The organism is Pseudomonas sp. NFX5, from assembly GCF_049132125.1.
Lineage (GTDB): Bacteria > Pseudomonadota > Gammaproteobacteria > Pseudomonadales > Pseudomonadaceae > Aquipseudomonas > Aquipseudomonas marginalis.
The window spans coordinates 56104-77700 of the sequence record NZ_JAFMZG010000027.1 but is presented as its reverse complement, the minus strand read 5'-3'; the positions used below and the strand labels follow the sequence as shown (position 1 = coordinate 77700).

Annotated in this window: 17 protein-coding genes; 7 read left to right on the top strand and 10 right to left on the bottom strand. The window is 63.1% G+C overall.

Going from position 1 to position 21597, the window contains the following annotated elements; genetic code table 11:
- Positions 1-64 precede the first annotated feature (64 nt).
- The 5 genes from J1N02_RS16810 to pbpC form a co-directional block, all read right to left on the bottom strand.
- Positions 65-622 carry a DUF4136 domain-containing protein gene (locus J1N02_RS16810; protein WP_027607982.1) on the bottom strand — a complete coding sequence of 186 codons (558 nt, stop codon included), beginning with the start codon at positions 620-622 and terminating at the stop codon, positions 65-67.
- Positions 623-666: 44 nt separating this feature from the next.
- On the bottom strand, positions 667-1269 hold the full coding sequence (locus J1N02_RS16805) for a DUF4136 domain-containing protein (RefSeq protein ID WP_027607983.1): 603 nt from the start codon (positions 1267-1269) through the stop codon (positions 667-669).
- A gap of 24 nt (positions 1270-1293) precedes the next feature.
- Positions 1294-2043 carry a methyltransferase gene (locus J1N02_RS16800; RefSeq protein WP_027607984.1) on the bottom strand — a complete coding sequence of 250 codons (750 nt, stop codon included), beginning with the start codon at positions 2041-2043 and terminating at the stop codon, positions 1294-1296.
- Positions 2036-2344 (bottom strand): MazG-like family protein, encoded by a 309-nt coding sequence (locus tag J1N02_RS16795; RefSeq protein ID WP_027607985.1) that lies wholly within the window; start codon positions 2342-2344, stop codon positions 2036-2038. Before J1N02_RS16795 ends, J1N02_RS16800 begins: the two co-directional genes overlap by 8 nt.
- A 95-nt stretch (positions 2345-2439) precedes the next feature.
- Positions 2440-4770 carry a peptidoglycan glycosyltransferase PbpC gene (gene pbpC / locus J1N02_RS16790; protein ID WP_081744491.1) on the bottom strand — a complete coding sequence of 777 codons (2331 nt, stop codon included), beginning with the start codon at positions 4768-4770 and terminating at the stop codon, positions 2440-2442.
- A gap of 90 nt (positions 4771-4860) precedes the next feature.
- Between pbpC and J1N02_RS16785 the strand changes: the two genes are divergently transcribed.
- The gene (locus J1N02_RS16785) at positions 4861-5154 is read left to right on the top strand and encodes a hypothetical protein (protein ID WP_027607987.1); all 294 of its coding nucleotides are present in this window, start codon (positions 4861-4863) and stop codon (positions 5152-5154) included.
- Positions 5155-5216: 62 nt separating this feature from the next.
- On the opposite strand, the gene J1N02_RS16780 is transcribed toward J1N02_RS16785, so the two are convergent.
- A complete protein-coding gene (locus J1N02_RS16780) occupies positions 5217-10112 on the bottom strand; it encodes an alpha-2-macroglobulin (RefSeq protein ID WP_421147504.1) in 4896 nt (1631 codons plus the stop codon).
- Positions 10113-10325: 213 nt separating this feature from the next.
- Here J1N02_RS16780 and J1N02_RS16775 point away from each other — a divergent pair, with 213 nt between their 5' ends.
- Both J1N02_RS16775 and J1N02_RS16770 read left to right on the top strand, forming a co-directional pair.
- Entirely contained in the window at positions 10326-11675 is a 1350-nt protein-coding gene (locus tag J1N02_RS16775) for an MATE family efflux transporter (protein WP_027607989.1), read from the top strand.
- Between the two features lie 95 nt (positions 11676-11770).
- Positions 11771-12082 (top strand): hypothetical protein, encoded by a 312-nt coding sequence (locus tag J1N02_RS16770; RefSeq protein ID WP_027607990.1) that lies wholly within the window; start codon positions 11771-11773, stop codon positions 12080-12082.
- A gap of 52 nt (positions 12083-12134) precedes the next feature.
- Here the strand turns inward: J1N02_RS16770 and speA are convergent, their stop codons facing one another.
- The 4 genes from speA to J1N02_RS16750 all read right to left on the bottom strand — a co-directional run bounded on the left by speA (position 12135) and on the right by J1N02_RS16750 (position 16261).
- Entirely contained in the window at positions 12135-14048 is a 1914-nt protein-coding gene (speA, locus tag J1N02_RS16765; protein WP_027607991.1) for an arginine decarboxylase, read from the bottom strand.
- Positions 14049-14191: 143 nt separating this feature from the next.
- Positions 14192-14563: a translation initiation factor Sui1 gene (locus J1N02_RS16760; protein WP_027607992.1), complete on the bottom strand. Its 372-nt coding sequence runs from the start codon at positions 14561-14563 to the stop codon at positions 14192-14194.
- 181 nt (positions 14564-14744) lie between these two features.
- Positions 14745-15281 carry an NUDIX hydrolase gene (locus tag J1N02_RS16755; protein ID WP_368963563.1) on the bottom strand — a complete coding sequence of 179 codons (537 nt, stop codon included), beginning with the start codon at positions 15279-15281 and terminating at the stop codon, positions 14745-14747.
- Positions 15282-15283: 2 nt separating this feature from the next.
- Complete coding sequence (locus J1N02_RS16750; RefSeq protein ID WP_370671257.1) at positions 15284-16261, bottom strand: DUF2333 family protein; 978 nt, start codon at positions 16259-16261, stop codon at positions 15284-15286.
- Positions 16262-16650: 389 nt separating this feature from the next.
- Here J1N02_RS16750 and J1N02_RS16745 point away from each other — a divergent pair, with 389 nt between their 5' ends.
- The 4 genes from J1N02_RS16745 (at position 16651) to accB (ending at position 21585) form a co-directional block, all read left to right on the top strand.
- Complete coding sequence (locus tag J1N02_RS16745) at positions 16651-18321, top strand: response regulator (protein ID WP_098480444.1); 1671 nt, start codon at positions 16651-16653, stop codon at positions 18319-18321.
- Between the two features lie 53 nt (positions 18322-18374).
- The gene (locus J1N02_RS16740; protein WP_027607996.1) at positions 18375-20336 is read left to right on the top strand and encodes a methyl-accepting chemotaxis protein; all 1962 of its coding nucleotides are present in this window, start codon (positions 18375-18377) and stop codon (positions 20334-20336) included.
- A 307-nt stretch (positions 20337-20643) separates the two neighbouring features.
- A complete protein-coding gene (aroQ, locus tag J1N02_RS16735) occupies positions 20644-21099 on the top strand; it encodes a type II 3-dehydroquinate dehydratase (RefSeq protein WP_003171482.1) in 456 nt (151 codons plus the stop codon).
- Positions 21100-21123: 24 nt separating this feature from the next.
- On the top strand, positions 21124-21585 hold the full coding sequence (accB, locus tag J1N02_RS16730; protein WP_027607997.1) for an acetyl-CoA carboxylase biotin carboxyl carrier protein: 462 nt from the start codon (positions 21124-21126) through the stop codon (positions 21583-21585).
- The last annotated feature ends 12 nt before the right edge of the window (positions 21586-21597 follow it).

Here is a 21597-nt window from a genome sequence, read left to right as displayed (position 1 = left end):
TCTCCGTGTTGCCGTGGAGTGTAGACAAGGCTTGGCAGGTGCGCCGGCCGGTCGCTACAAACGGTCAGTGCGGTGGGTAGCTGGAGAGGATCCGGGTCACCGTCGTGCGAATCGCGTTATTACGATCCTGGGGGTTGGGCGTGCTGCTCATCATCTGTTCATCACTGCCGCGCCACACCAGCTTGCCGTCCTTGCCGTCGAGCAGGTCGATCTGGATGGTCGCCACCTTGTAGGTGATGTTGCGTGTTTCGTTGTACATCGGCCCGCCCCAATAGCCGTTCCACGGGCCACCCCAGGCGCCGCCATAGTTGGTGGTGACTTGTTGCTGGCGGTCTTCGACGATCAGGTAGGCCTGCACGTTCAGGTCAGCCCGGGTGCCTGCGGCTGCCGGGCGCAGGCCGCGCTGGTCAAGCTGTTCACCCACGGCCTGGCGGATGCGTTGTTCGGTGAGGTCGCTCTTGATCCGCGGATCATCGGGGCGGTATTGCAGCGCCGGGTCTTTCCAGGCCCAGTTGCGGTAGGCGCCGAAGTCGCGGCTGGCATCAAAATCGTGGTTGACCTGGCTGGTCTGGCAACCGCCCAGCAGCACAACAAAAGCTAGCGTAGCGATACGACGAAACATGGTTGATCTCCAACAAGGGACCGAGCTTTAGATGAGAATAGCTATTAACTCGGAGGATAGGCGGTCATCGCCTTTTGCACGGCCTGGCGCAACGCATCCGCGCGCTCGCTGAGGCTGCCCTGGCTGCCGGTTTCCGCGCTGGCACTCCACACCGGCTGGCCGCTGCGGGCGTCGAACAGATTAACCCGCACCACCACCACTTGAACTTCATAGGTGCGCACGATCGGCACCGAGTTGTACATGCCGTAGCCCGGGCCGTAGCGGTTATAGCCGCCGTATCCGTAGCCGTAATCGTCCTGGACCTGCTTGAGACGCTTCTCCAGGCGTACATCGGCGCTCACCAGCAGGTCCGCCGGGCGGTTGTCGTGCAAGGGCCGCAGGCCGCGCTGGTCGAGGGCACCGCTAACCGCTTCGGCGACCTGCGCCGAGTCCGCCCAGGCCGTGCCGGCCGGGAGCTGGCCGTTGCGCCAGGCCCAATTGCGGTAGGCGCCATAGTCGCGCACCGGTGCCGGGTAGGCGCTGGCGTCGAAGGTCGTGGCCGCCTGCGCGGGCGCCGGTGGCATGGGCGCAGAAGCCGCCACATAAGGGTTGGGGCTGGAGCAGGCGCCCAGCCCGAGGGATAACAGGATCAAACAGAGACGACGCATTTCGACCTCCGCAGACTGGGCCGCTTATACCGGACGGCAGATCCAGTGCAAATAACGCCCAAGTCCGGCAAAGCTTGGGTGACGACGGTGAGCGAGCTCCATCTCTACAAGGTCCTTCAAGTCGGCGCGGGCCTGGAATTCCACCGGCATATAGTCGTGGAATACCCGCACGCCACTTTGGCTTTCGACCTGCCAAAGCCCTTCGAGTTGCGCCGCCAGCTCGCGCGGGTCGAGGGGCTGTTGCGGGGTCAGGCTCTGCTTTTCGCCGGCCATGTCATTCTTGCGCATCTTGCGGAAATGGCCTTTGAGCAGGTTGCGATAAATCAGCGCATCGCGGTTGTAGAACGCCAGCGACAGCCAGCCACCGGGCAGCGTCAGCTGATGCAGCACCGGCAGGATCCCGTGGGGTTCGGCCAGCCATTCCAGCACGGCGTGGCAAAGCACCAGGTCGTAGGGCTCGGTGAGCTGGCCGAGCAAGTCTTGCCACGGCGCGTGGATAAAGGTGGCGTCCTGCCCGGCCTCGGCGAAGCGTTGGCGCGCGCCCTCGAGCATCGGCTCGGCGGGTTCGGCCAGGGTCACCTGATGGCCGCGTTCGGCCAGCCACAGCGACATATGCCCCAGGCCCGCGCCGATATCCAGCACGCGTAACGGGCGCTCCGGCAGGGCCTCAGCCAGGTCGGCCTGGAGCACTGCCAGGCGAATCGCGCCTTTTGCGCCACCGTAGATTTTCTCGGCGAAGCGCGTGGCCAACTGGTCGAAATGCCGGTCACTCATGGGCAAACCGCCGCTCGCTGTCGGCCAGTTTGGCGCGCACCACCTCGTTCATGTCCAGGCCCAGCTCGCTGCACAGCAACAGCAGGTACAGCACGATATCGCCCACTTCCTGGCCGGCGTGGGCAAGTTTGTCGGCGGGTAACTGGCGGGACTGGTCTTCGCTGAGCCACTGGAAGATTTCCACCAGTTCGGCCATTTCCACGCTGGCGGCCATGGCCAGGTTCTTCGGGCTGTGGAATGGCTTCCAGTCGTTGGTGTCGCGAATGCGGTGCAGGCGTTCGGTGAGGTGTTCGAGGTTCATGGGGGGCTCCTGAATGGGTATAGCTTCAGGGGGATGGAGAGTGAAGGCAAGTGAATAGCGGTGGTGCGACGATTCGACTTGCCCCTGATGAGGCCCTAATCCACCACGCTGAATTCGAGCCGGGCGGTCTGGCCGGCTTCGTCGAGGACGCTGAGTTGGTAGCGGCCCAGGCGCTCGAAACTGGCATTGATGCTGTCCTGGTTGGCGCTGTCGCCCAGGGGGGCGCCGTTGAGAAACCACCAGCGCCGGCCGCTGCCGCCCAGGGCGGAAAGCTTGAGGCGCAGGGTTTGCTGGCTGGCGGCGGGCAGGCGCAGTTGGTCGCCTTCGCGCACGCCGACAATCGACAGCGGCGAAGACGCCGCCAGCGCCGGTGGCGGGCAATCGGGGTCGGCGGCGGGAATCCGCGCTTCACGGCGCTCGATCCTGGGCAACCATGGCTCCAGGGGCGCGGGCCACAAGGCGATATTTTTAGACACCGCGCCAGGGCAATGGGCATCCACCCTCAAGCCCTTGGCGTTGACCCAGACGCTTTCCATCAAGCCCACGCTCAACGGCTGATCCAGCGCCTGCAAGGTCGGCGGCGTGGTGTTGTCCAGGGTCCAGGCAAAGCGCTGGCGGCGGCAATTCGGATCGCTGCGGTTCATGGGCTGGCCCAGCGGCCAACAAATCGCCGCCACGCCGACATTGGTCGGCACCGCCACCACCTGCGCGCTGATGCCGCGCTGGCTGTCGCGATTGGTCAGCACGTCATGCACCTGCAACATCAGCGGCGCCGCCGAGGCCAAACCGAACTGCCCCGGCACCGGCGTGCCGTCCGGGCGACCGATCCACACACCGATCAAATAGCGCGGCCCCACGCCAATCGCCCAGGCATCGCGAAAACCGTAGCTGGTCCCGGTTTTCCAGGCCAGGACCGGGCGCTGCACCAGTTCGGCACGCGGGTCGCGATCAGGCCGCGCCTGGCCACTGAGGATGCGCCGAACAATCCAGGCGGACCCTGGCGACAGCAAGGGCCGTTCTCTCAGCGTATCGTCCGGCTGCAATCGAAGGGTGGCGCTCCTGCCGTTGCGGGCGAAGGCGCTGTAGCCGCTGACCAGATCCTCCAGGCGGCTGCCCGCGCCGCCGAGGATCAGCGCCAGGTTGGGCTCGGCCAACGCCGGCAGGGCCAATGGCACGCCGCCGATGCGCATCTGCGCGGCAAACCGCTTGGGCCCGTACGCTTCCAGCAACTGCACCGCCGGCAGGTTCAGCGAACTGGACAGCGCCGTGCTCGCCGGCACTGCGCCGGTAAAGCCCATGGAAAAGTTGCCCGGGCGATAATCGCCATAACGCCGGGGCACATCCTGCAGCAGCGATTCGGAGTGAATCAGGCCCTCGTCCAGGGCCATGCCATACAGGAACGGCTTCAAGGTAGAGCCCGGCGAACGCAGCGCGCTGATCATATCCACATGGCCAAAGCGCTTGGCGTCGTTGATGTCCACTGACCCCAGGTAAGCGCGCACGGCCATGTTTTCTTCTTCCACCACCAGGATCGCGGCCGAGGTGTATTCCGGCAACCGCGCACGCCAGCCCAGCAACAGGTCTTCAAGACGGCGTTGCAGGGTGGCATCCAGCGTGGTGCGAATCAGCGGCGGGCTGTCCGGACGGTTAAGGCGGCGGGCAAGCAGCGGCGCCAGGCTCGGCTCCAGGCGCGGGGCGAGCAGCAACGGCTCCTCCAGCGCTTCGTCGACGGCGGCTTGTGGCCACACCTGGAACTCGGCGAGGCGGCGCAGTACTTTGTCGCGGGCCTCCTGGGCGCGCTGCGGGTGGCGATCCGGGCGCAGGCGGCTCGGCGCCTGAGGCAATACCGCGAGCAAAGCGGCTTCGGCGTGGGTCAGTTGCGCCGGGGACTTGCCCAGGTACGCCCAGCTGGCGGCCGCCACGCCCTGCAACGTGCCGCCGAACGGTGCGCGGTTCAGGTACAGGTTGAGAATCTGTTCCTTGGACAGGTGCCACTCCAACTGCGCCGTGCGCCACAGTTGGCGCAACTTGCCGTGGAAGGTCCGCGAGTGAGGATCCAGCAGGCGCGCCACCTGCATCGACAACGTACTGCCACCCGACACCACCCGCGCGCCCGTCAGGTTCTGCCACGTCGCCCGCACCAGCGCCAACGGGTTAACACCGGGATGCTGATAGAACCAGCGGTCTTCGTAGGTGAGCAGTGCATCGAGGTAATACGGCGACACTTCGCTGGTTTGCACCGGATAACGCCACACGCCGTTGGCATCGGCAAACCGCCATAACGGCGTGCCATCCTCGGCCAGCACCACCCGCGCCAGGTCGTCCCTGGGCAACGGCAACGGCCAGATACGATCGGCCAGCCACAGCAGGGCAATCATCAAGACCAGGCTCGCCAGGGTCCAGCGGACAAGTAAACGCAAATTCAAGCGGGCAAACCTCTATGCTTGTAGGGAACTAGCCTGTTGCAATAACAACCAAAGGCACAGATACGCCCACCTTCTTATCAGGACACACATATGCAGGTAGAAAGCTTTTTCGAATGGTTGGGCCAGGCGCTCGGTTCCGTCATCCGCTTTATCGTCGACGGGCTCAGCGGATTGTTCGGAGCCTTGACCCACGCCGGCGGCAACTTTGTCGAAGGACTGTCACGCACATTGGGCATGGACACCTCGATCATCAGCATCCTCACCCTGATCGTCGGCCTGCTGTTTCTGTACTCAGCCGTACGCGCCTTCATGCGCGCTTCGATTATCTTCGGGGTGATCTGGCTGATACTTGGCCTGTGGCTGCTCAGTTGGGTCGTGCACTAAACCCAAGAACACCCAGCCACTGTAGGAGCGAGCCCGCTCCTACAGTGATCAACCGTCAAATTTCAGCGTCCCTTGATCACCAGGTCCGCCGGCGTCTCCCCCACTGCCTGCCAGTTCGGCCGGTACATCGACTCCACCTGCGGCGGCGGCACGCGGTAAGTGCCCGGTGTCACGGCACGGGCCAGGTACAGCAAGTGCGTGGTGCCATCGCCGTCAAGGTTGATGGCCGCCACGTAACGGTCATCACGAAACTCCTGATGCTTGAGCGCCGCGTTCTGCATCGACCCGCGCCATTCCTTCACCTGGCTGCTGGCGTTTTCCAGGCTGGCGGCACTTTGGGCCAGGTTCTGGTTTTCCAGCTCCAGGCCCGCCGGCAACAGGTCGACCACCAAGGCATCCGGCACGCGCTGCCTGGCGCTCACGGCCAGGTGCACCAGCACCAGGTCGCCGCTATTGAGGTTGCGCAGGTTCAGCGGTTGGCCATTCATGCCCAGGTATTCCCGGCGGATGCTCAGGTTGTCGCCACCCGGTGTCGGTGGCACCTGGGGATAACCCGAGATCGTCAGTTGCTGGTAGACCGGCACATCGCCCTGATTGGTCAGGTTCAGATCGCCAGAAAGCAGCTTGCCTTCCAGGTCCAGCGTCGACTGTTGATTGTTCAGCTCATGTTCCCCACCGCTGCCATTGAGCAGGACCTTCCAGGCCGACTCGGGCTGGGCAAACCCCAGGCGCCCGGCCAGGAACAGCGAGTTGCGCTCCTGGGTCGACAGGTACGGGCTGGCCGCCAATTGGTCCGACAGGCTAAACAAACGCTCCTCACGCTTGCCCTTGGCCAAGTCGTTTTCTTCCAGCAACGCCAGGATCATCGCCTGATCGCGCAGCGGGCTGCCGTAGTCAGCCAGCCATTCCTTGGCGCTGCGTTGCGCCGCCAGGCCGGCCAGCAAGGCTTGATCCGCACGGGGCTGGTCACCCATCTTCTGTAATGCGATGGACAACTGCACCAACGGCAACCCGGAACGCGCGTCGCTGCGCCGCTCGAAAATACTGCGCAGCGCCCCCAACGGCGCCTGCTGACTGCGCGCCAGTACCATGCCGGCGTAGGCCTGCACGGCAAAGCGCGTGTGGTCAGCGTTGTCGCTGTAGTCGACTTCGATCAGGTTGCGCTCCTGCACATAGCGCAGCAGGCGCTCGCTGGCTTTTTTCAGCGCTTCAGGCGGTACCGCGAAGCCCTGGTCACGGGCACGCAACAGGAAGTCGGTGACATAAGCCGTCAGCCAATATTCCTCTTCGCCATCGGCGCCCCACAAACCGAAGCTGCCGTTGTAGCGCTGCATGCCCAGCAGGCGTTCGATGCCCAGCTCGATCTTGCGTTTGCGCTCGGCATCCGGCTCGCCCTTGATGCTCAAGCGCTTGAGCAGCGCGTCGTCGGCGTACAGCGACGGGTACAGACCACTGGCGGTCTGCTCCAGGCAACCATAAGGGTAGGCCTTGAGCGCCGAGATCTGCGCACCCAGGTTCAGCGGCGGCCGGCTCGACAGGCTCAGCAGCGCCTCACGCCCAGAGGCATCGAATTGATCCAATGCGCCGGCGGGCAGGCTCCACGGCTCGCCCTTGAGCACCGCGCGGTAATGCCTGAGCAACGCCGGGTAGGCCGGGCGCACACCCAGGGTCCATTCGCGGCTGAACGGCGGCAGGTTCTCACCGGGCAGGTCCAGGCCATTGACCGTGACCTTCACCTTGCCTTGACCCAAGCCACCCCAGGCTTTCACCGGGATACGCAGGGTAGTGCGCTGGCCTTGCTTGAGCTCGACGGCTTGAGCGCCCGTGTTGACCAGCTCCAACTGCCCTTCGGCACTCAGTTGCACATCCAGTTTCTGCGCCTTGCCCGACAGGTTGGACAGGTCCAGGGCCAACGTCGTCTGGTCACCGCCGGCGAGGAAGCGCGGGGCCGACAGCTCGGCGATCAGCGGCGCGGCGATCACGGTCTTGCCTTCGGCCATGCCGTAGCGGTCGTCGCTCCAGGCCTGGGCCATCAGGCGCAGTTCGCCGTTGAAGTCGGGGATGTTGACGCTGACTTCACCCTCGCCCTGCTCATTCAAGGTCACCGGCGCGCTTTGCAGGGCGACGATGGTCACACTGGTGTCCGGACGCTTGCCGCCCTTGGCCAGCGCGGCGTCGCCGCCAAAGGCCAGGCTGGCCAGGCGGCCCTGCCCGGCTTCGATCAACTGGCCGTAGATATCGAACTGGTCCACGCCATAGGCCTTGCGGCCGAACAGGCTGGAGTACGGGTCCGGCGTCGGGTATTCGGTGATATTGAGGATGCCCACGTCCACCGCCGCCACCAGCACGTGCACCTGTTTCGGCACGCTGCCATCGGCGTTTTTGGCGGCGATGTTCACCGTCAGCGGTTGTTTGGGGCGCATTTTTTCCGGCGCGGTCAGGGTCACGCCAAGCTTGCGCTGGGTGCGATCCAGCGGCAGATGCAGCAGGCCTACCGCGCGCTTGGGGGTGATATTGGCTTTGCGCTCGCCGGGACGAACCACCAGGGCGCTGACGTACAGGTCATGGCGCGACCATTTCGGATCAAGCTTCACGGCAAAGCTTTTGCCTTCGGCCGGCACGTCGATTTCCTGCCACCACAGCGGCCCTTCGGCGGACTCCACCAGCAGGTAGCCTTTACCGGCAGCCGGCGGCGTGACCGTGACGTTGGCGGTGTCGCCGTCGCCATAGGCGGGTTTATCCAGCGCCAGCTTGACCTGATCGGGCCGTACGGCGCCGCCTTCGGTGTTGTCCTGGGCCTGGTAGCCGGCCCAGAAGCGCAGGCTGCTGACCAGGCCGGTCTGCGGGTCTTCGACCTCGACGCGGTACGGCCCCCACTCCACCTGGAAGCTGACCTTGGCGGTATCGCCGGCCTTGATGTTCAGGGTCTGTTCGTCGAGGTTGAGGAATTTTTCGTTGTAGTGATAGCTCCAGCCATCGCTGTCGGAGTAGTTCCAGTAGTAGTCACGGCGCTCGCGTACCAGGCGGACCTTGAGGTCTTGCGCGGCGAGTTTCTGCCCGTCCTGGTTGGCCAGCAGCACTTCGAATTCCGCCGGGCCGTCGCCATTGGTTTCCTTGCCGTCAAACAGGCCACGCAGGCCCGGCAGTTGCTCGGCGGGCCAGATCGGCTGCACCAGGCGCCGGGTGATCGGCCGCCCGCCCGACTCGTGCAGGCTGGCCTGCACGATCAGTTGCAGGGGGGATTTGGCCTCGGCCCATTTGCTTTCCAGGGTCAGTTCTTCCTGGCCCTTGGCGTCGAGCACGCTTTCGTCCAGCTCGAAGTCCTGGCTCAGTTCCTCTTCGGTGACGGATCCGAATTGATAGCCCGGCAGCGACTTGACCGCTTCGCGCAACGGTCGCACATAGACTTGCCCGCTGACGCGGTTGCCCGACGCCGGCGCACCATAGAGGTAGCGACCGTTGACCTTGATCACCGGGTTATCCGCCGGGCTCAATGCCGTGTCGCTGCCCTTGAGTTCCAGCGCCAGGCGCTCGGGCAGGAAGTCTTCGACGAGGAATTCATACAGCTGCGGCTTGCCATCACCCAGGTCGAACACCAACTGCCAGCGCCCGGTCGGCGCTTCGCCGGCCAGCTGCAGTTGATATTGATAGAGGCCGGAGGCATCGGCATCCCAGACGAACTTGCGGCTCACCTGTTCATCCGGGCGACGCACTTCGACGCTCACCGGCTGCGGCTTGACCGCGTTGCCGTCCTTGTCCCGCAGCAGGGCGTTGAGCAGCACGGTTTCGCCAGGGCGATACAGGTCGCGCGGGCCGAACACAAAGAACTGCAACGGATGGGAAGGTTGGCCGCCGATATCGAACTCGGCCAGATCCAGCGCGGCACTGTCCAGGCGCAGCAGACTGGTCTGCTCGCCCTGTTTGGCCAGCAGCACCTGGGCCTTTTTCGGCAACGGCAACTCAGCGTGGCCGCCCTTTTCGGTCTTGCCCTGGCCCAGCACACGGCCGTCGGCATCGAGCACTTCAAGGTCGACGCCATCCAACGCCTTGCCACCTTCCAGCGCCTGGGTAAACACATCCAGGCGATTGGCGTAGCGGTGCACCGACAGGCCGATATCGCTCAAGGTAAACAGCGTGGCCGGTTGCGAATAGTTGTAGGTGCCCGAAGCGCGCATCACCGCCAGGTACACGCCCGGTTGCTGCAATTGCTTGAGGCCGGCGATCGGCAGCAGCAAGGTTTCACGGGTATTGCGCGCCGGGTTCAGGTCGAAACGGCCGCCGTAGACCAGGTCGGCCAGCGGCAGCAGTTCGCGGGATTCATAACTTTGCAGGCTGGTATTGCGCCCCCACTGCGCCAGGAACGACGGCAGGGATTCGGGTTTGATACGGAAGAATTCAACGTCGATCTTGTCGACGTTCAATGCGATCACCGGCAGGCCTTCGGCCAGGCGCGTCGGCAACAATGTGCCACGGCTGGCGAAGCCGACGGTGGCTTGCAGGTCACGGGTTTCCAGGCGCGCGATGTACTCGGCGGCGAGCGTGTTGGCGTTGACCGCCTTCACCCCGGCATCCACCGTCAGCACCAGTTTGCGCTGGGGTTCCAGGTGACGCAGGCGCAGCTCCATGAGGTTATCGGACAGCTCCCAGGCGCCATCGACCTTGCCGGACTTGCTGTCGACCAGATGGAGTTTGTCGGCAAACTTCTGCTCCGGATCCAACGGAATGGAAAAACTCACCGACAAGGTGCTGGCGCCGTCCAACTGCACCTCGGATACGTCCACCACACTCAACTCACGCCCGGCATAACGCTGCTTGAGCGCCGCCACATCCACCGCGGCCTTGGCCGGTTTCGGCGCCGTCGCCACGGTAGGCGCAGGCGGTGCTGCCGGTTTATCGGAAGAATCGCAGGCGCTCAGCAGGGCCAGCGCGCAGGCCAGGAACAATCCTTTGTTAAGCATGGGGCACTCGTAGTCAGAGGGAACCGAGGGGTGAACTATATATCAGCGCCGGCCAAGCCGATGTGGCGCTGGTCACATTGACCGACGGAGGGTGAGTTGGTTCTCAACGGTCTCAAGTCCCAGCCAAATCCCACAGGCATAGGGCTCCATTCCACATTGGCCCTGTTGCGCTGCCAATGGACGGTTACAATGCCGCTCCCCCAAGGAGCCTGCATGTCCACCTTACTGACCGACTGGCGCGACCGCCCTACCCATCGCCGCGTATGGGCTTTGGCCGCGCCGATGATTCTTTCGAACATCTCCGTGCCGATGGTGGCACTGGTCGACAGCATGGTCATCGGCCACCTGCCCCACGCTCACCAGCTGGGCGCCGTGGCCGTCGGTGCCAGCTTGTATACCTTCCTCGCCTGGGCCATGGGTTTTCTGCGCATGGGTTCCACCGGTTTCGCCGCCCAGGCCGCCGGGCGCAAGGATGGTGCGGCACTGCGACAGATCCTGCTGCAAGGTTTGCTGCTGGCGCTGGGGTTGGCGATGTTGCTGGGGACCGTCGGCATTCCGCTGAGCCATCTGGCCCTGGAATGGATGCAACCGTCCCCCGAACTCAACCAATTGACCCGCGAGTTCTTCCACACCCGCCTGTTCGGCCTGCCCGCCGCCCTGGCCAGCTACGCGCTGGTGGGTTGGTTTCTCGGCACGCAAAACGCCCGGGCGCCATTGGCAATCCTGTTGACCACCAACCTGGTGAACATCGCCCTGAACCTGTGGTTCGTATTGGGCCTGGACTGGGGCGTGGTCGGCTCGGCCCGCGCATCGGTGATCGCCGAATGGACCGGCGCCCTCCTCGGCCTTGCTCTCACGCAAAAAGCCCTGCGCGCCTACCCCGGGCATATCGCCTGGGCTGCGTTGAAACGGTGGCAAAGCTGGCGCCCGTTGCTGGCGGTGAACCGCGACATCTTTATCCGCAGCCTGGCGCTGCAGTCGGTGTTTTTCATGATCACGGTACAAGGCGCACGCCTGGGCGATGCCACCGTGGCGGCCAACGCGCTGTTGCTCAACGGCCTGCTGCTGACCGCTCATGCGCTGGACGGCTTGGCCCACGCCGTCGAGGCGCTGTGCGGACACGCCATTGGCGCCCGTGACCGCCCGGCCCTGCGCCGTTCGCTGGTGGTTGCCGGCGGTTGGTCGCTGATCGCCAGTCTGGGGTTTGCCCTACTGTTCACCCTCGCCGGCCACCTGTTTATTGCCATGCAGACCGATATCCCCAGCGTGCGCGAAACCGCCGATCTCTACCTGCCGTACCTGGCGGTACTGCCGTTGATTGCGGTGTGGAGTTATCTGTTGGATGGGTTGTTTATCGGCGCTACGCGCGCCAAGGAAATGCGCAATGGCATGTTGCTGACGGTGCTGATGGTGTTGCCCTTTGCCTGGGCACTGCAAGGCCTGGGCAACCACGGGCTGTGGATGACATTCCTGCTGTTCATGGCCTTGCGCAGCCTGACCCTGGGGGTCATTGCCTGGCGGCTCAAGCAGCGGGGGGAGTGGTTCGGTGCCCGTGCCGACTGAACCTACCTGTTAGTTCTGACAGGTTACAGACCGACATTCCGGGCGTTGAATGGCCATGGGTAAAACCCATCCCATAGATTCAAGGAGAGTCGGATATGAACATCACGAAAGCACTGTGGATCGCTACGGCTTGCACACTGGCGAGCATCGCGGGATGCAGCAATGGGCAAGGGCCGAACACTACCGAGGACAGACTGCGAGTTACAAACAGTAGCCAGTCCAATCTGACACTCATCCAGGGAACCGAGCGACACGCCCTCGCTCCAGGTGCAAATATTGAACTGCCCTTTAACAGCCAAAATGTCACGGTGGCGCCCACCACCACCGGTGCCGACAAACTTGACCGGGTTGTCTTTCAGTTCAACCCAGGCCAATGCTCGGTCAAGCTCTGCCTGGTCACGTACTGAACCACCCACCGATACGACGCGCGGGTATCCCCGCGCATCGTTCAACCCAGCATCAGGACGACAGGTAGGACGAACGCGTCAGGCCCAGACGCAAGGCGTCGAGGAACTGCGTACGCTCACTGGCACTGATCTTCGCGCTGGCGCACTTGTCACGGTAGTGAGTCATCAACTCCTCCGGCGACAAGTGCACGTAGCGCAGCATGTCTTCGATGGTGTCGTGGGTCTCGATGCCGGCGCTGTACACCGAACCGTCTTCACGCTGGTAGATGTTCACCGAGTCGGTGTCACCGAACAGGTTGTGCATGTCGCCAAGGATTTCCTGGTAGGCGCCCACCAGAAAGATGCCCAGCAGGTAGTCTTCGCCTTCATTCAAGGCGTGCACCGGCAGGCTGGTCTCGATGCTCTGCTCGTCGACGTACTGCTTGATCTTGCCGTCGGAGTCGCAGGTCAGGTCTTGCAGCACAGCACGGCGCAGCGGCTCTTCGTCGAGACGGTGCAGCGGCAGGATCGGCAGGACCTGGCCGATGGCCCAGGTGTCCGGCAGGCTCTGGAACACCGAGAAGTTGCAGATGTACTTGTCGGCCAGCTTGTCGTTGAGTTCGTCCAGCACCTGGCGATGCGAGCGCTGGCGGGCTTTGAGCGAGTTGTGCAGGCGGCGGCACACGGCGAAATAGCACTGTTCGGCCAGGGCTTTCTCGGCCAGGGTCAGTTTGCCGTCGGCGTACTGGGTGGCCACATCGCTCATGTAGTGGGTGGCGCGCCAGTAGGTTTCGGTGACCATTTCGATATCAGTCGGGCCGAGCAGGTCCACCAGCCATTGCACGGTTTCCGGCAGGCTTTCCTTGTTTTCGATGACCGGGATTTCGTCGTTATGCTTCTCGACGTCGGTGACCTGCACCACCAGCATGGCGTGGTGGGCGGTCAGGGAGCGGCCGCTTTCGGAGAAGATATTCGGGTGCGGCAGGCTCTGGGCGTCGCAGAATTCCTTGAGCATGCCCACGACCACACCGGCGTAGTCGTCCATGTCGTAGTTGATCGAGCTGGCGTTACGCGAGTGGGTACCGTCGTAGTCCACGCCCAGGCCGCCGCCCACGTCGATGTGGTCCACCGGCAGGCCGAGGTTGCGCAGTTCGCCGTAGTAACGAATGGCTTCCTTGAACCCATGCTGGTAGTCGGCCAGGTTGGCGATCTGCGAACCCATGTGGAAGTGCAGCAGGCGGATGCCCTGGTCCAGGCCCGCCGCGCGGAAGCGCTCGACCACCGACAGCAGCTGCGCCGCCGACAACCCGAACTTGGACTTCTCGCCACCGGTGTCCGCCCACTTGCTTGACGCCAGGGACGACAGGCGCACGCGCAGGCCCACCTGTGGCTTGACCTTGAGGCTGGCGGCCTCTTCGATCACCAGTTCAACCTCGGATTCTTTCTCGATCACGATAAATACGTTGTGGCCGAGCTTCTGGCCCATCAGCGCCAGGCGGATGAACTCGCGGTCCTTGTAACCGTTGCAGACGATGGTGCCGCCCTTCGGCGCCAGGGCCAGCACGGCCAGCAGCTCAGGCTTGGAGCCGGCTTCGAGGCCAATGGAAACGTTCTGGGTGGCGATGATGTTCTCGATCACCGCTTCCTGCTGGTTCACCTTGATCGGGTACAGCGCGGTGTACTTGCTCTGGTATTCCAGGCGCTCGATGTTGGCGTCGAAAGCGCCGGTCAGCTGGCGTACACGGTCTTGCAGGATGTCGGGAAAGCGCACCAGCAGCGGCAGGGAAAGGCCGCTCTTGCGCAGCTCGTCCACTTGCTCGTAAAGGTCGACGGGTGTGCTGTTCGGGCCGTTCGGACGGACTTCAACGCGACCGGCATCATTGATCGCGAAATACCCGGCCCCCCAATGGCGAATCCCGTAAACACTGCGGCTGTCCGCAACTGTCCATTGGCTGCCATCGTCTTTGCGTGTGCGTCGTACGGACATCGAAGTCCCCTATAAATGAAGGCGAAGGCGCCGCCTCGCGTTCGAGGCTGGCGCAGTCTAAAGAATGAAAATGACGATTTGCCTGTAAGCAAGGTAGACCCCACTCGCAGGACAGAGTTTAGACACAGGTTGGGAAGAGGCTTTCAGCCGCCGGACTTCTTGGCCTTGTAACCCAGCCTGATCAGCTCGGCCAACAGCAGTTCGACGTGATCGCCCTGGATCTCGATGACACCGTCTTTCAACGCGCCACCGGTGCCACAGCGCTTTTTCAGCGTGGTGGCCAGTGCCTTGAGCGGCTCTTCGGCCAACGGCACGCCGGTGATGGTGGTCACCGTCTTGCCGCCACGGCCTTTGCTTTCGCGGCGCACGCGGGCAATACCGTCGCCTTCGGGGATCAGGGTCTGTTTGCAGGTACACGAATCCACGGGCTGACGACAGTCCGGGCAGTGTCGACCTGCGTCGGTGGAAAATACCAGGCCGCCGAGGGCGGCGAAGGATGCGGCTTTTTTGGCCACCGGCAATCCTCTCGGGAGGACAAAGACTGATCGGCCTCCGCTAAGGAACGACCGACCGCGAAGCCCCACTCAGGCAGGGGCAGCGCTACCGACCCGCCAAGGCGGTTCGGGTGAAAAGTCGCGCAGTGTAACGGCAAAAAGCCCACTTGCTAAGAGCCAAATGGCGCCAATTTATGCAGCTTTAGCGACGTGAGGCCAGATAGCGCCGCAAGCCCTCCTGGGCGTCCGGGCAGTAAGGCTTGTGCTCGGCTTCCTGCAGGACCGTTTCCACGGGCAAAAAGCGCGCTTCCATGACTTCTTCAGGCTGCAGGCGCAATGGCCCATCCCAGGTCGCCGAGTAGGATTTGCACCAGAGCCGGCTGTTGCCATCCTCAAAGTAGAAATGGTCATGCTCGGTCAGTTCCACCCCGCCGACACCCAGTTCCTCTTCCAGCTCGCGGGCCGCCGATAACGCGTAGGACTCGCCCGCCGCGACCATCCCGCCCGCCGCCGTGTCCCAGAAACCCGGGTACAGGGCCTTGCTCAGGGTGCGCCGATGCACGCACAGCTCACCCTTGGTATTGAACAGGAAGATAAAGGTGCAACGGCCGATCAGGCCGCGCTGGCGCAAATCGGACCTGACGAGGTGGCCGAGCAGGTTGTCCCGCTCGTCGACCCAGCAGATCAGTTCGGCATCAGAGGCCGCACGGTGCGCGGCCTCGTTTTGAGCTGTGTCCATCATCAACCCTGGTTGAGCAGTTGACGCAAATCGATCACCGCCGCGTTGGCCCGGGAAATGTAGTTGGCCATGACCAGCGAATGGTTAGCCAACACGCCGAAACCGCTGCCGTTGAGGATCATCGGGCTCCAGACCGGCTCTTGCGAAGCCTCCAGCTCACGAATGATCTGGCGCACGCTGACGGTGGCGTTTTTCTTGGCCAGCACGTCGGCAAAGTCGACTTCGATGGCACGCAACAGGTGGGACAGCGCCCAGGCCTGGCCACGGGCCTCGTAGAACACGTTATCGATCTGCATCCATGGGGTTTCCACCACTTCTTCGTCGACCTGCGGCACTTCACCCGGCGCCAGGGCTTCGGTTTTCAGTGCGGTGTTCAATTTGACCCGACCCACGCTGGCCGACAGGCGTTGCGACAGCGAGCCCAGGCGGGTGGCCACATCGCCCAGCCAGTTGTTCAGGTTGTCGGCACGGGCATAGAACAAGGCGCCACGCTGGTTCGGGTCGGACAGGCGCGCTTCATAGCGGTTCAGGGAGTTGATGCCTTCCTGGTACTCCGACTCACTGGACGGCAGCACCCAGCTCTTGTTGTCGAAGTTGAAACGCGGCTCGGCCTTGGCCAGATCGGCGTCTTCGGCCGACTGCGACTGGGAGCGGGCGAAGTCTTTACGCAAGGCGCGGGTCAGGTCGCGCACCTGCACCAGCACGCCGTATTCCCAGCTGGGCATGTTGTCCATCCACAGGCCCGGCGGGAAACGGTCGTTGGAAATATAGCCACCGGGCTTGTTCAGCAACGTGCCGACTACGGTCTTGAGGGTTTCGACGGTGGTATAGCCCACCACCATCTGCTTGCCTTCCTTCTCGGCGGCAAGCTGCGCATTCTGCTGGACCGGGAACAGCGCCGGCTCTTCGCTCCAGTACCAGCCCAGGGCGCCGGTGACCAACAGATACAGGCCGAGCACGCTGAGCACGGCTCGGCTCATCAGCAGGGTACGAAAATAGCTGCGGTTGGCCGACTTGGGCTCAGGGGCAGGGCCTTTGGCACTGCCCGCACGGTTTTTCCAGTCCAGCATGGCGATATCCTTTCAATCACTTGAGTTCATGCACTTGAATTGAGGGCGTGCGTTCAAACACTCCGACCACAACCCTACCCCATCGTGCCCGCCCATGCGGGGCTTTTCACCAAACGTGCATACGGCAGGCATTCGACTATAAAGGATGCACGCTTTTTAAGCTGCGCGACCGTCAGGTCACCAACTGAATATCAGGGACACGCAGTTAATTGACATATGACACTCATCCCATTGGAAAGAGGTGCTAGCATAGAGCCATCAGTTCGACCTCAGCATGCACCCTCACTAGTAGTCAGGATATGACCGAGCCAGAAGACCCCAGCCGTGAGCGTCTCAAGCAGCATTTTGCCCAGCGGGTAATTCATCAGGCACGTCAAATTCTTGAGATCTGGCAGCGCCTGCAACGCAGCGAATGGTCAGGCGCCGACCTCTCCGAACTCAGCGAGGCCAACCTGCGCCTGCAGCGCTTTGCCGAGCGCTTCGAACAACCCGAACACGGCCAACTGGCCCGGCACATCGGCGAATCGCTCAAGGCCGTCGACGAAAACCGCGGGCGCCTGAGCAGCCACCTGATCACCGAACTCAACCGCTTGATGCAGCGCCTGTCCCGCACCGGCCTGCGCCAGGGCGACCAGCTGGAACAAACCTTCCTGCCGCCGATGCGCAAGCCGATCTACGTGATGCTGGCCGATCACGACCGCGCCGAGCGCCTGGCCAAGCAGCTGGAATTCTTTGGCATGAGCGCCCAGTCCCTGGACAGCGTCGCGGCGTTTCGCGCGTCCATGGCCGAGCGCCTGCCGTCGGCGATCGTGATGGACGTGGATTTCTGCGGCGCCGGCCTGGGCCTCAAGCTCGCCGCCGAAGCCCAGGAAGGCCTGGAGCATAAGCTGCCGCTGTTGTTTTTCAGCCTGCACGAAACCGACACCCCTACCCGTCTGGCCGCCGTGCGCGCCGGCGGCCAGGAATTCCTCACCGGCACGCTGGAAGCCTCCAGCCTGCTGGAAAAGATCGAAGTGCTGACCTGCGTCGCCCAGTACGAACCGTACAAAGTGCTGATCATTGATGACTCACGGGCCCAGGCGCTGCACACCGAGCGGTTGCTCAACAGTGCCGGCATCGTCACCCGCACCTTGATCGAGCCGATCCAGGCCATGGCCGAGTTGGCAGACTTCCAGCCCGACCTGATCATCCTCGACATGTACATGCCGGCCTGCACCGGCACCGAACTGGCCAAGGTGATTCGCCACAACGACCGTTATGTCAGCGTGCCAATCATCTACCTGTCGGCCGAAGACGACCTGGACAAACAGCTGGACGCCATGAGCGAAGGCGGCGACGACTTCCTCACCAAACCGATCAAGCCGCGCCACCTGATCACCACGGTGCGCAACCGCGCCGCCCGTGCGCGCAACCTCAAGGCGCGGATGGTGCGCGACAGCCTGACCGGGTTGTACAACCACACCCATATCCTGCAACTGCTCGAAGACTGCAGCTTCCGCGCGCGCCGCGAGAACAAGCCGTTGAGCTTTGCCATGCTCGACATCGATCACTTCAAGCGGGTCAATGACAGCCATGGCCACCCCATGGGCGACCGCGTGATCAAGAGCCTGGCGCTGTTTCTCAAGCAACGCCTGCGCAAGACCGATTACATCGGCCGCTACGGCGGTGAAGAATTCGCCATCGTGATGCCCGACACCGACCTGGACTCGGCCTGCAAGGTGCTGGATGAGATTCGTGGGCGCTTTGCCGAGATTCACTACCCGGCGCAGCCGCAGGATTTGTGGTGCACCTTCAGCGCCGGGGTGGTGGAGCTGTGTGACGGCTCCGACAGCCTGATGATGGCCGCCCAGGCCGACGAGGCGCTGTACCGCGCCAAGGACGCCGGGCGTAACCGCGTGCAAGCGGCACGCACGTCAAAGCAAAGTGCCACCTTTTCACCAGAATCCACTGATTCCGTCATAACCCTGTAATGAAAACGCAATAACTTCAGGCACTTACCTTTTGCTGTCGGTTGATACCCCGCATGCGCCTGAAGCTGCTGACCAATCTCAATACCCTCCTGCTGGTGGCCGTGTGCCTGGCACTTGGAGCGACGCTGTGGTGGTCGCAACGAGCGCTGGAACGGCCTTATTTGCTGATGGAACGCTACCTCGGTCTGTCACAGGCCTTCCAGAACCAGGCCGCGCGCAATATCGACGACTACCTGGGCAGCGGTGATGCATTGCGCTTGAGCAGCGCCAGCCAGAGCCTGGAAAGCCTGTTGCAGCATCTGGATGAACTGCCCGCCGACCTCGCACAGAACCTGCGCCCCAGCCTTGTGGACCTGGACACCTTCAGCAAGACCGACCTGCTGGCGGCCGGAAAGTTGGCCGGCGACCCGCAAGCCTTGTTGCTGCAAGCCGAGCGGGAGCTGGGCGCCAACCTGGAGCAGTTGAGCCAATACGCCATGGGCGTCAACAGCGCCGAAGCCGCGCGCTACCTGCCACCGCTGCTGGCGGCCTCACTGCACCTGGACAAGCTGTCCCTGGCCCGCGACAAACTGGTGAGCAGCGGCCGCGCGGAACTGGCGGACGATGTGGAACGCGAAGTCGGCAATATGCGCAGCCAGGCCGACCTGCTGGAGCAACTGCCATTACTCGGGGTAAAGGCCAGCGCAGAATCCAACACCGATGACTTTTCGGCCTTGATGGGCCTGGAAAACAGCGCAAAAGCCGAAGCCCAGGACACCGGCGTCGACCTCAAGCGCGAACTCAACGGCCTGCTGGCCCGCTACCCCGCCGAACTCCAGCGCACCCGCACGCAGATCCAGCAGCGTGCCGACCTGGCCGCCGCCACCCACTTGAAAATCGCCGCCGTTCAGCAGGCCATCGCCGGCCTGGAGCCGGTGGTGCGTGCGCAACACGGCAAGATCCAGGGCGAAGTGCGCCTGATGCAAGGCGTGATGATCGGCCTGATTCTGCTGATCGCCCTGTTGATCGACACCCTGCAGCGGCGCCTGGCGCGGGTGCTGACCAACCTGGCCCCGGCCTTGTCGATCTGGGGCGAGGGCAACTTCAGCCAACCGATCACCTTGGGCAAGACCAACCGCGAACTGCGCGACATCGAAGCGTCCCTCAACCGTTTACGCGCCTACCTGGTGGATCTGGTGGGTACCATCCGTGGCAATGCCGAAGAAGTGGCCGGCAGCAGCCGCGCCCTGGCCGAGCTGAGCAGTGGCCTGCACGACGGCGCCGAACGCCAGGCCGGGGATACTGCGCAGATTCGTGATTCCCTGGGCGAACTGGAAGCCACCATCCAGCAAGTCGCCGGTGATGCCAGCCAGGCGGCCGGCGCCAGTCGCAGCGCGGGCCAGGCGGTCGAGCAAGGCCAGCGCGTGATCGGCCTGAGCCTGACCGGCCTGCACGCGCTGGTGGGTGAAGTGCAGCAAAATGCGCAGATGATCGAGAAACTTGCCGAGGAGTCCGCCACCATTGGCGGCGTATTGACCGTGATTCGCTCGATTGCCGACCAGACCAACCTGCTGGCGCTCAACGCCGCCATCGAAGCCGCACGCGCCGGTGAAGCCGGACGCGGTTTTGCCGTGGTCGCCGACGAAGTGCGCACCCTGGCCCAACGCACCGCTGGCGCCACCGCCGAAATCCAGGGCCTGATCACCGGCCTGCAAACCGCTGCGCACCAATCGGTGCAGGGCATGCGCGCCCAGGTTGAACACGCCGAGGCTACCGCCCAGCAAGCCCAGGCGGCGGATGGCGCGCTGGATGAAATCGTCGGCGCGATCCAGACCATTTCCGACACCGCCGTGCGGATTGCCGATGTAACGGCGCAGCAAAGTGGCGCCGTGAGTGAGATTCGCGACAACAGCGAGCGGATTCATCAGTTGGGTGAGGATAATTTGCTGCGCATCGGCCAGGGCCGCAGCCAGGGTGAGCATTTGCTGGTGCTGGGTGGGCAGCTCAATACGGCTGTGCAGGCGTTCCGTGTCTGACCCGCCCCACGAAGATCCAAAATCAAATGAAGATCAAAATGTGGGAGGGGGCTTGCCCCCGATAGCGGTGGATCAGTTACAGATGTCGATACTGACACACTGCAATCGGGAGCAAGCCCCCTCCCACATTTGATCTCCACAGTATTCAAGGGCGTATTACCAATGACCGGATCCCAGCCACCAGTCACAAATTTTGCGCAATCCTCGCTAATCGTGCCGCCTACTGCATAGAACTGGACAGTCACAAAGGCTTTGCGGCATAGTCGCCGGGTTCTGCCTTGCCCACATCAATAACAAGGAACAGCCGATGGCGACCTTACTGGTTCTTCACGGACCCAACCTGAACCTGCTCGGCACCCGTGAACCGGGCGTCTACGGGGCAGTGACCCTCGATCAGATCAACCTTGACCTGGAACGACGGGCACGTGAAGCCGGCCACCATTTGCTCTACCTGCAAAGCAATGCCGAGTATGAATTGATTGATCGCATCCATGCTGCCCGTGGCGAAGGCGTGGACTTTATCCTGATCAATCCCGCCGCTTTTACGCACACAAGTGTTGCATTACGTGACGCGCTGCTGGCGGTGAGCATCCCATTCATCGAAGTGCATTTATCGAACGTGCACAAACGCGAACCTTTCCGCCATCACTCCTACTTCTCCGACGTTGCGGTAGGAGTGATCTGCGGCCTTGGCGCCAGCGGTTACCGACTGGCCCTGGAGGCCGCCCTGGAACAGCTTGAAGAACAGGCCAAGCGCCCCTGACCGACCCTTGGGAGTTGATGATTCATGGATATCCGTAAAGTTAAGAAACTGATCGAACTGCTGGAAGAATCCGGTATCGACGAGCTGGAAATCAAGGAAGGCGAAGAGTCCGTACGGATCAGCCGCCACAGCAAGACCCCGGCCCAACAGTTCTACGCACCACAGATGCAGGCACCGGCACCGGCTGCTGCTCCGGCCGCCGCGCCTGCTGCCGCCGCCGCACCTGCCGCACCGGCAGCCCCTGCGCTGAACGGTTTCGTGGTCAAGTCGCCAATGGTCGGTACGTTCTACCGCACCCCGGCACCGACCTCGCCAGCCTTCGTTGAAGTGGGCAAGACCGTGAAAGTGGGCGACACCATCTGCATCGTTGAAGCGATGAAGATGATGAACCACATCACGGCCGAAAAAGCCGGTGTCATCGAATCCATCCTGGTAGAAAACGGTCAGCCGGTTGAGTACGACCAGCCGCTGTTCACCATCGTTTGAACCGCGGAGCGC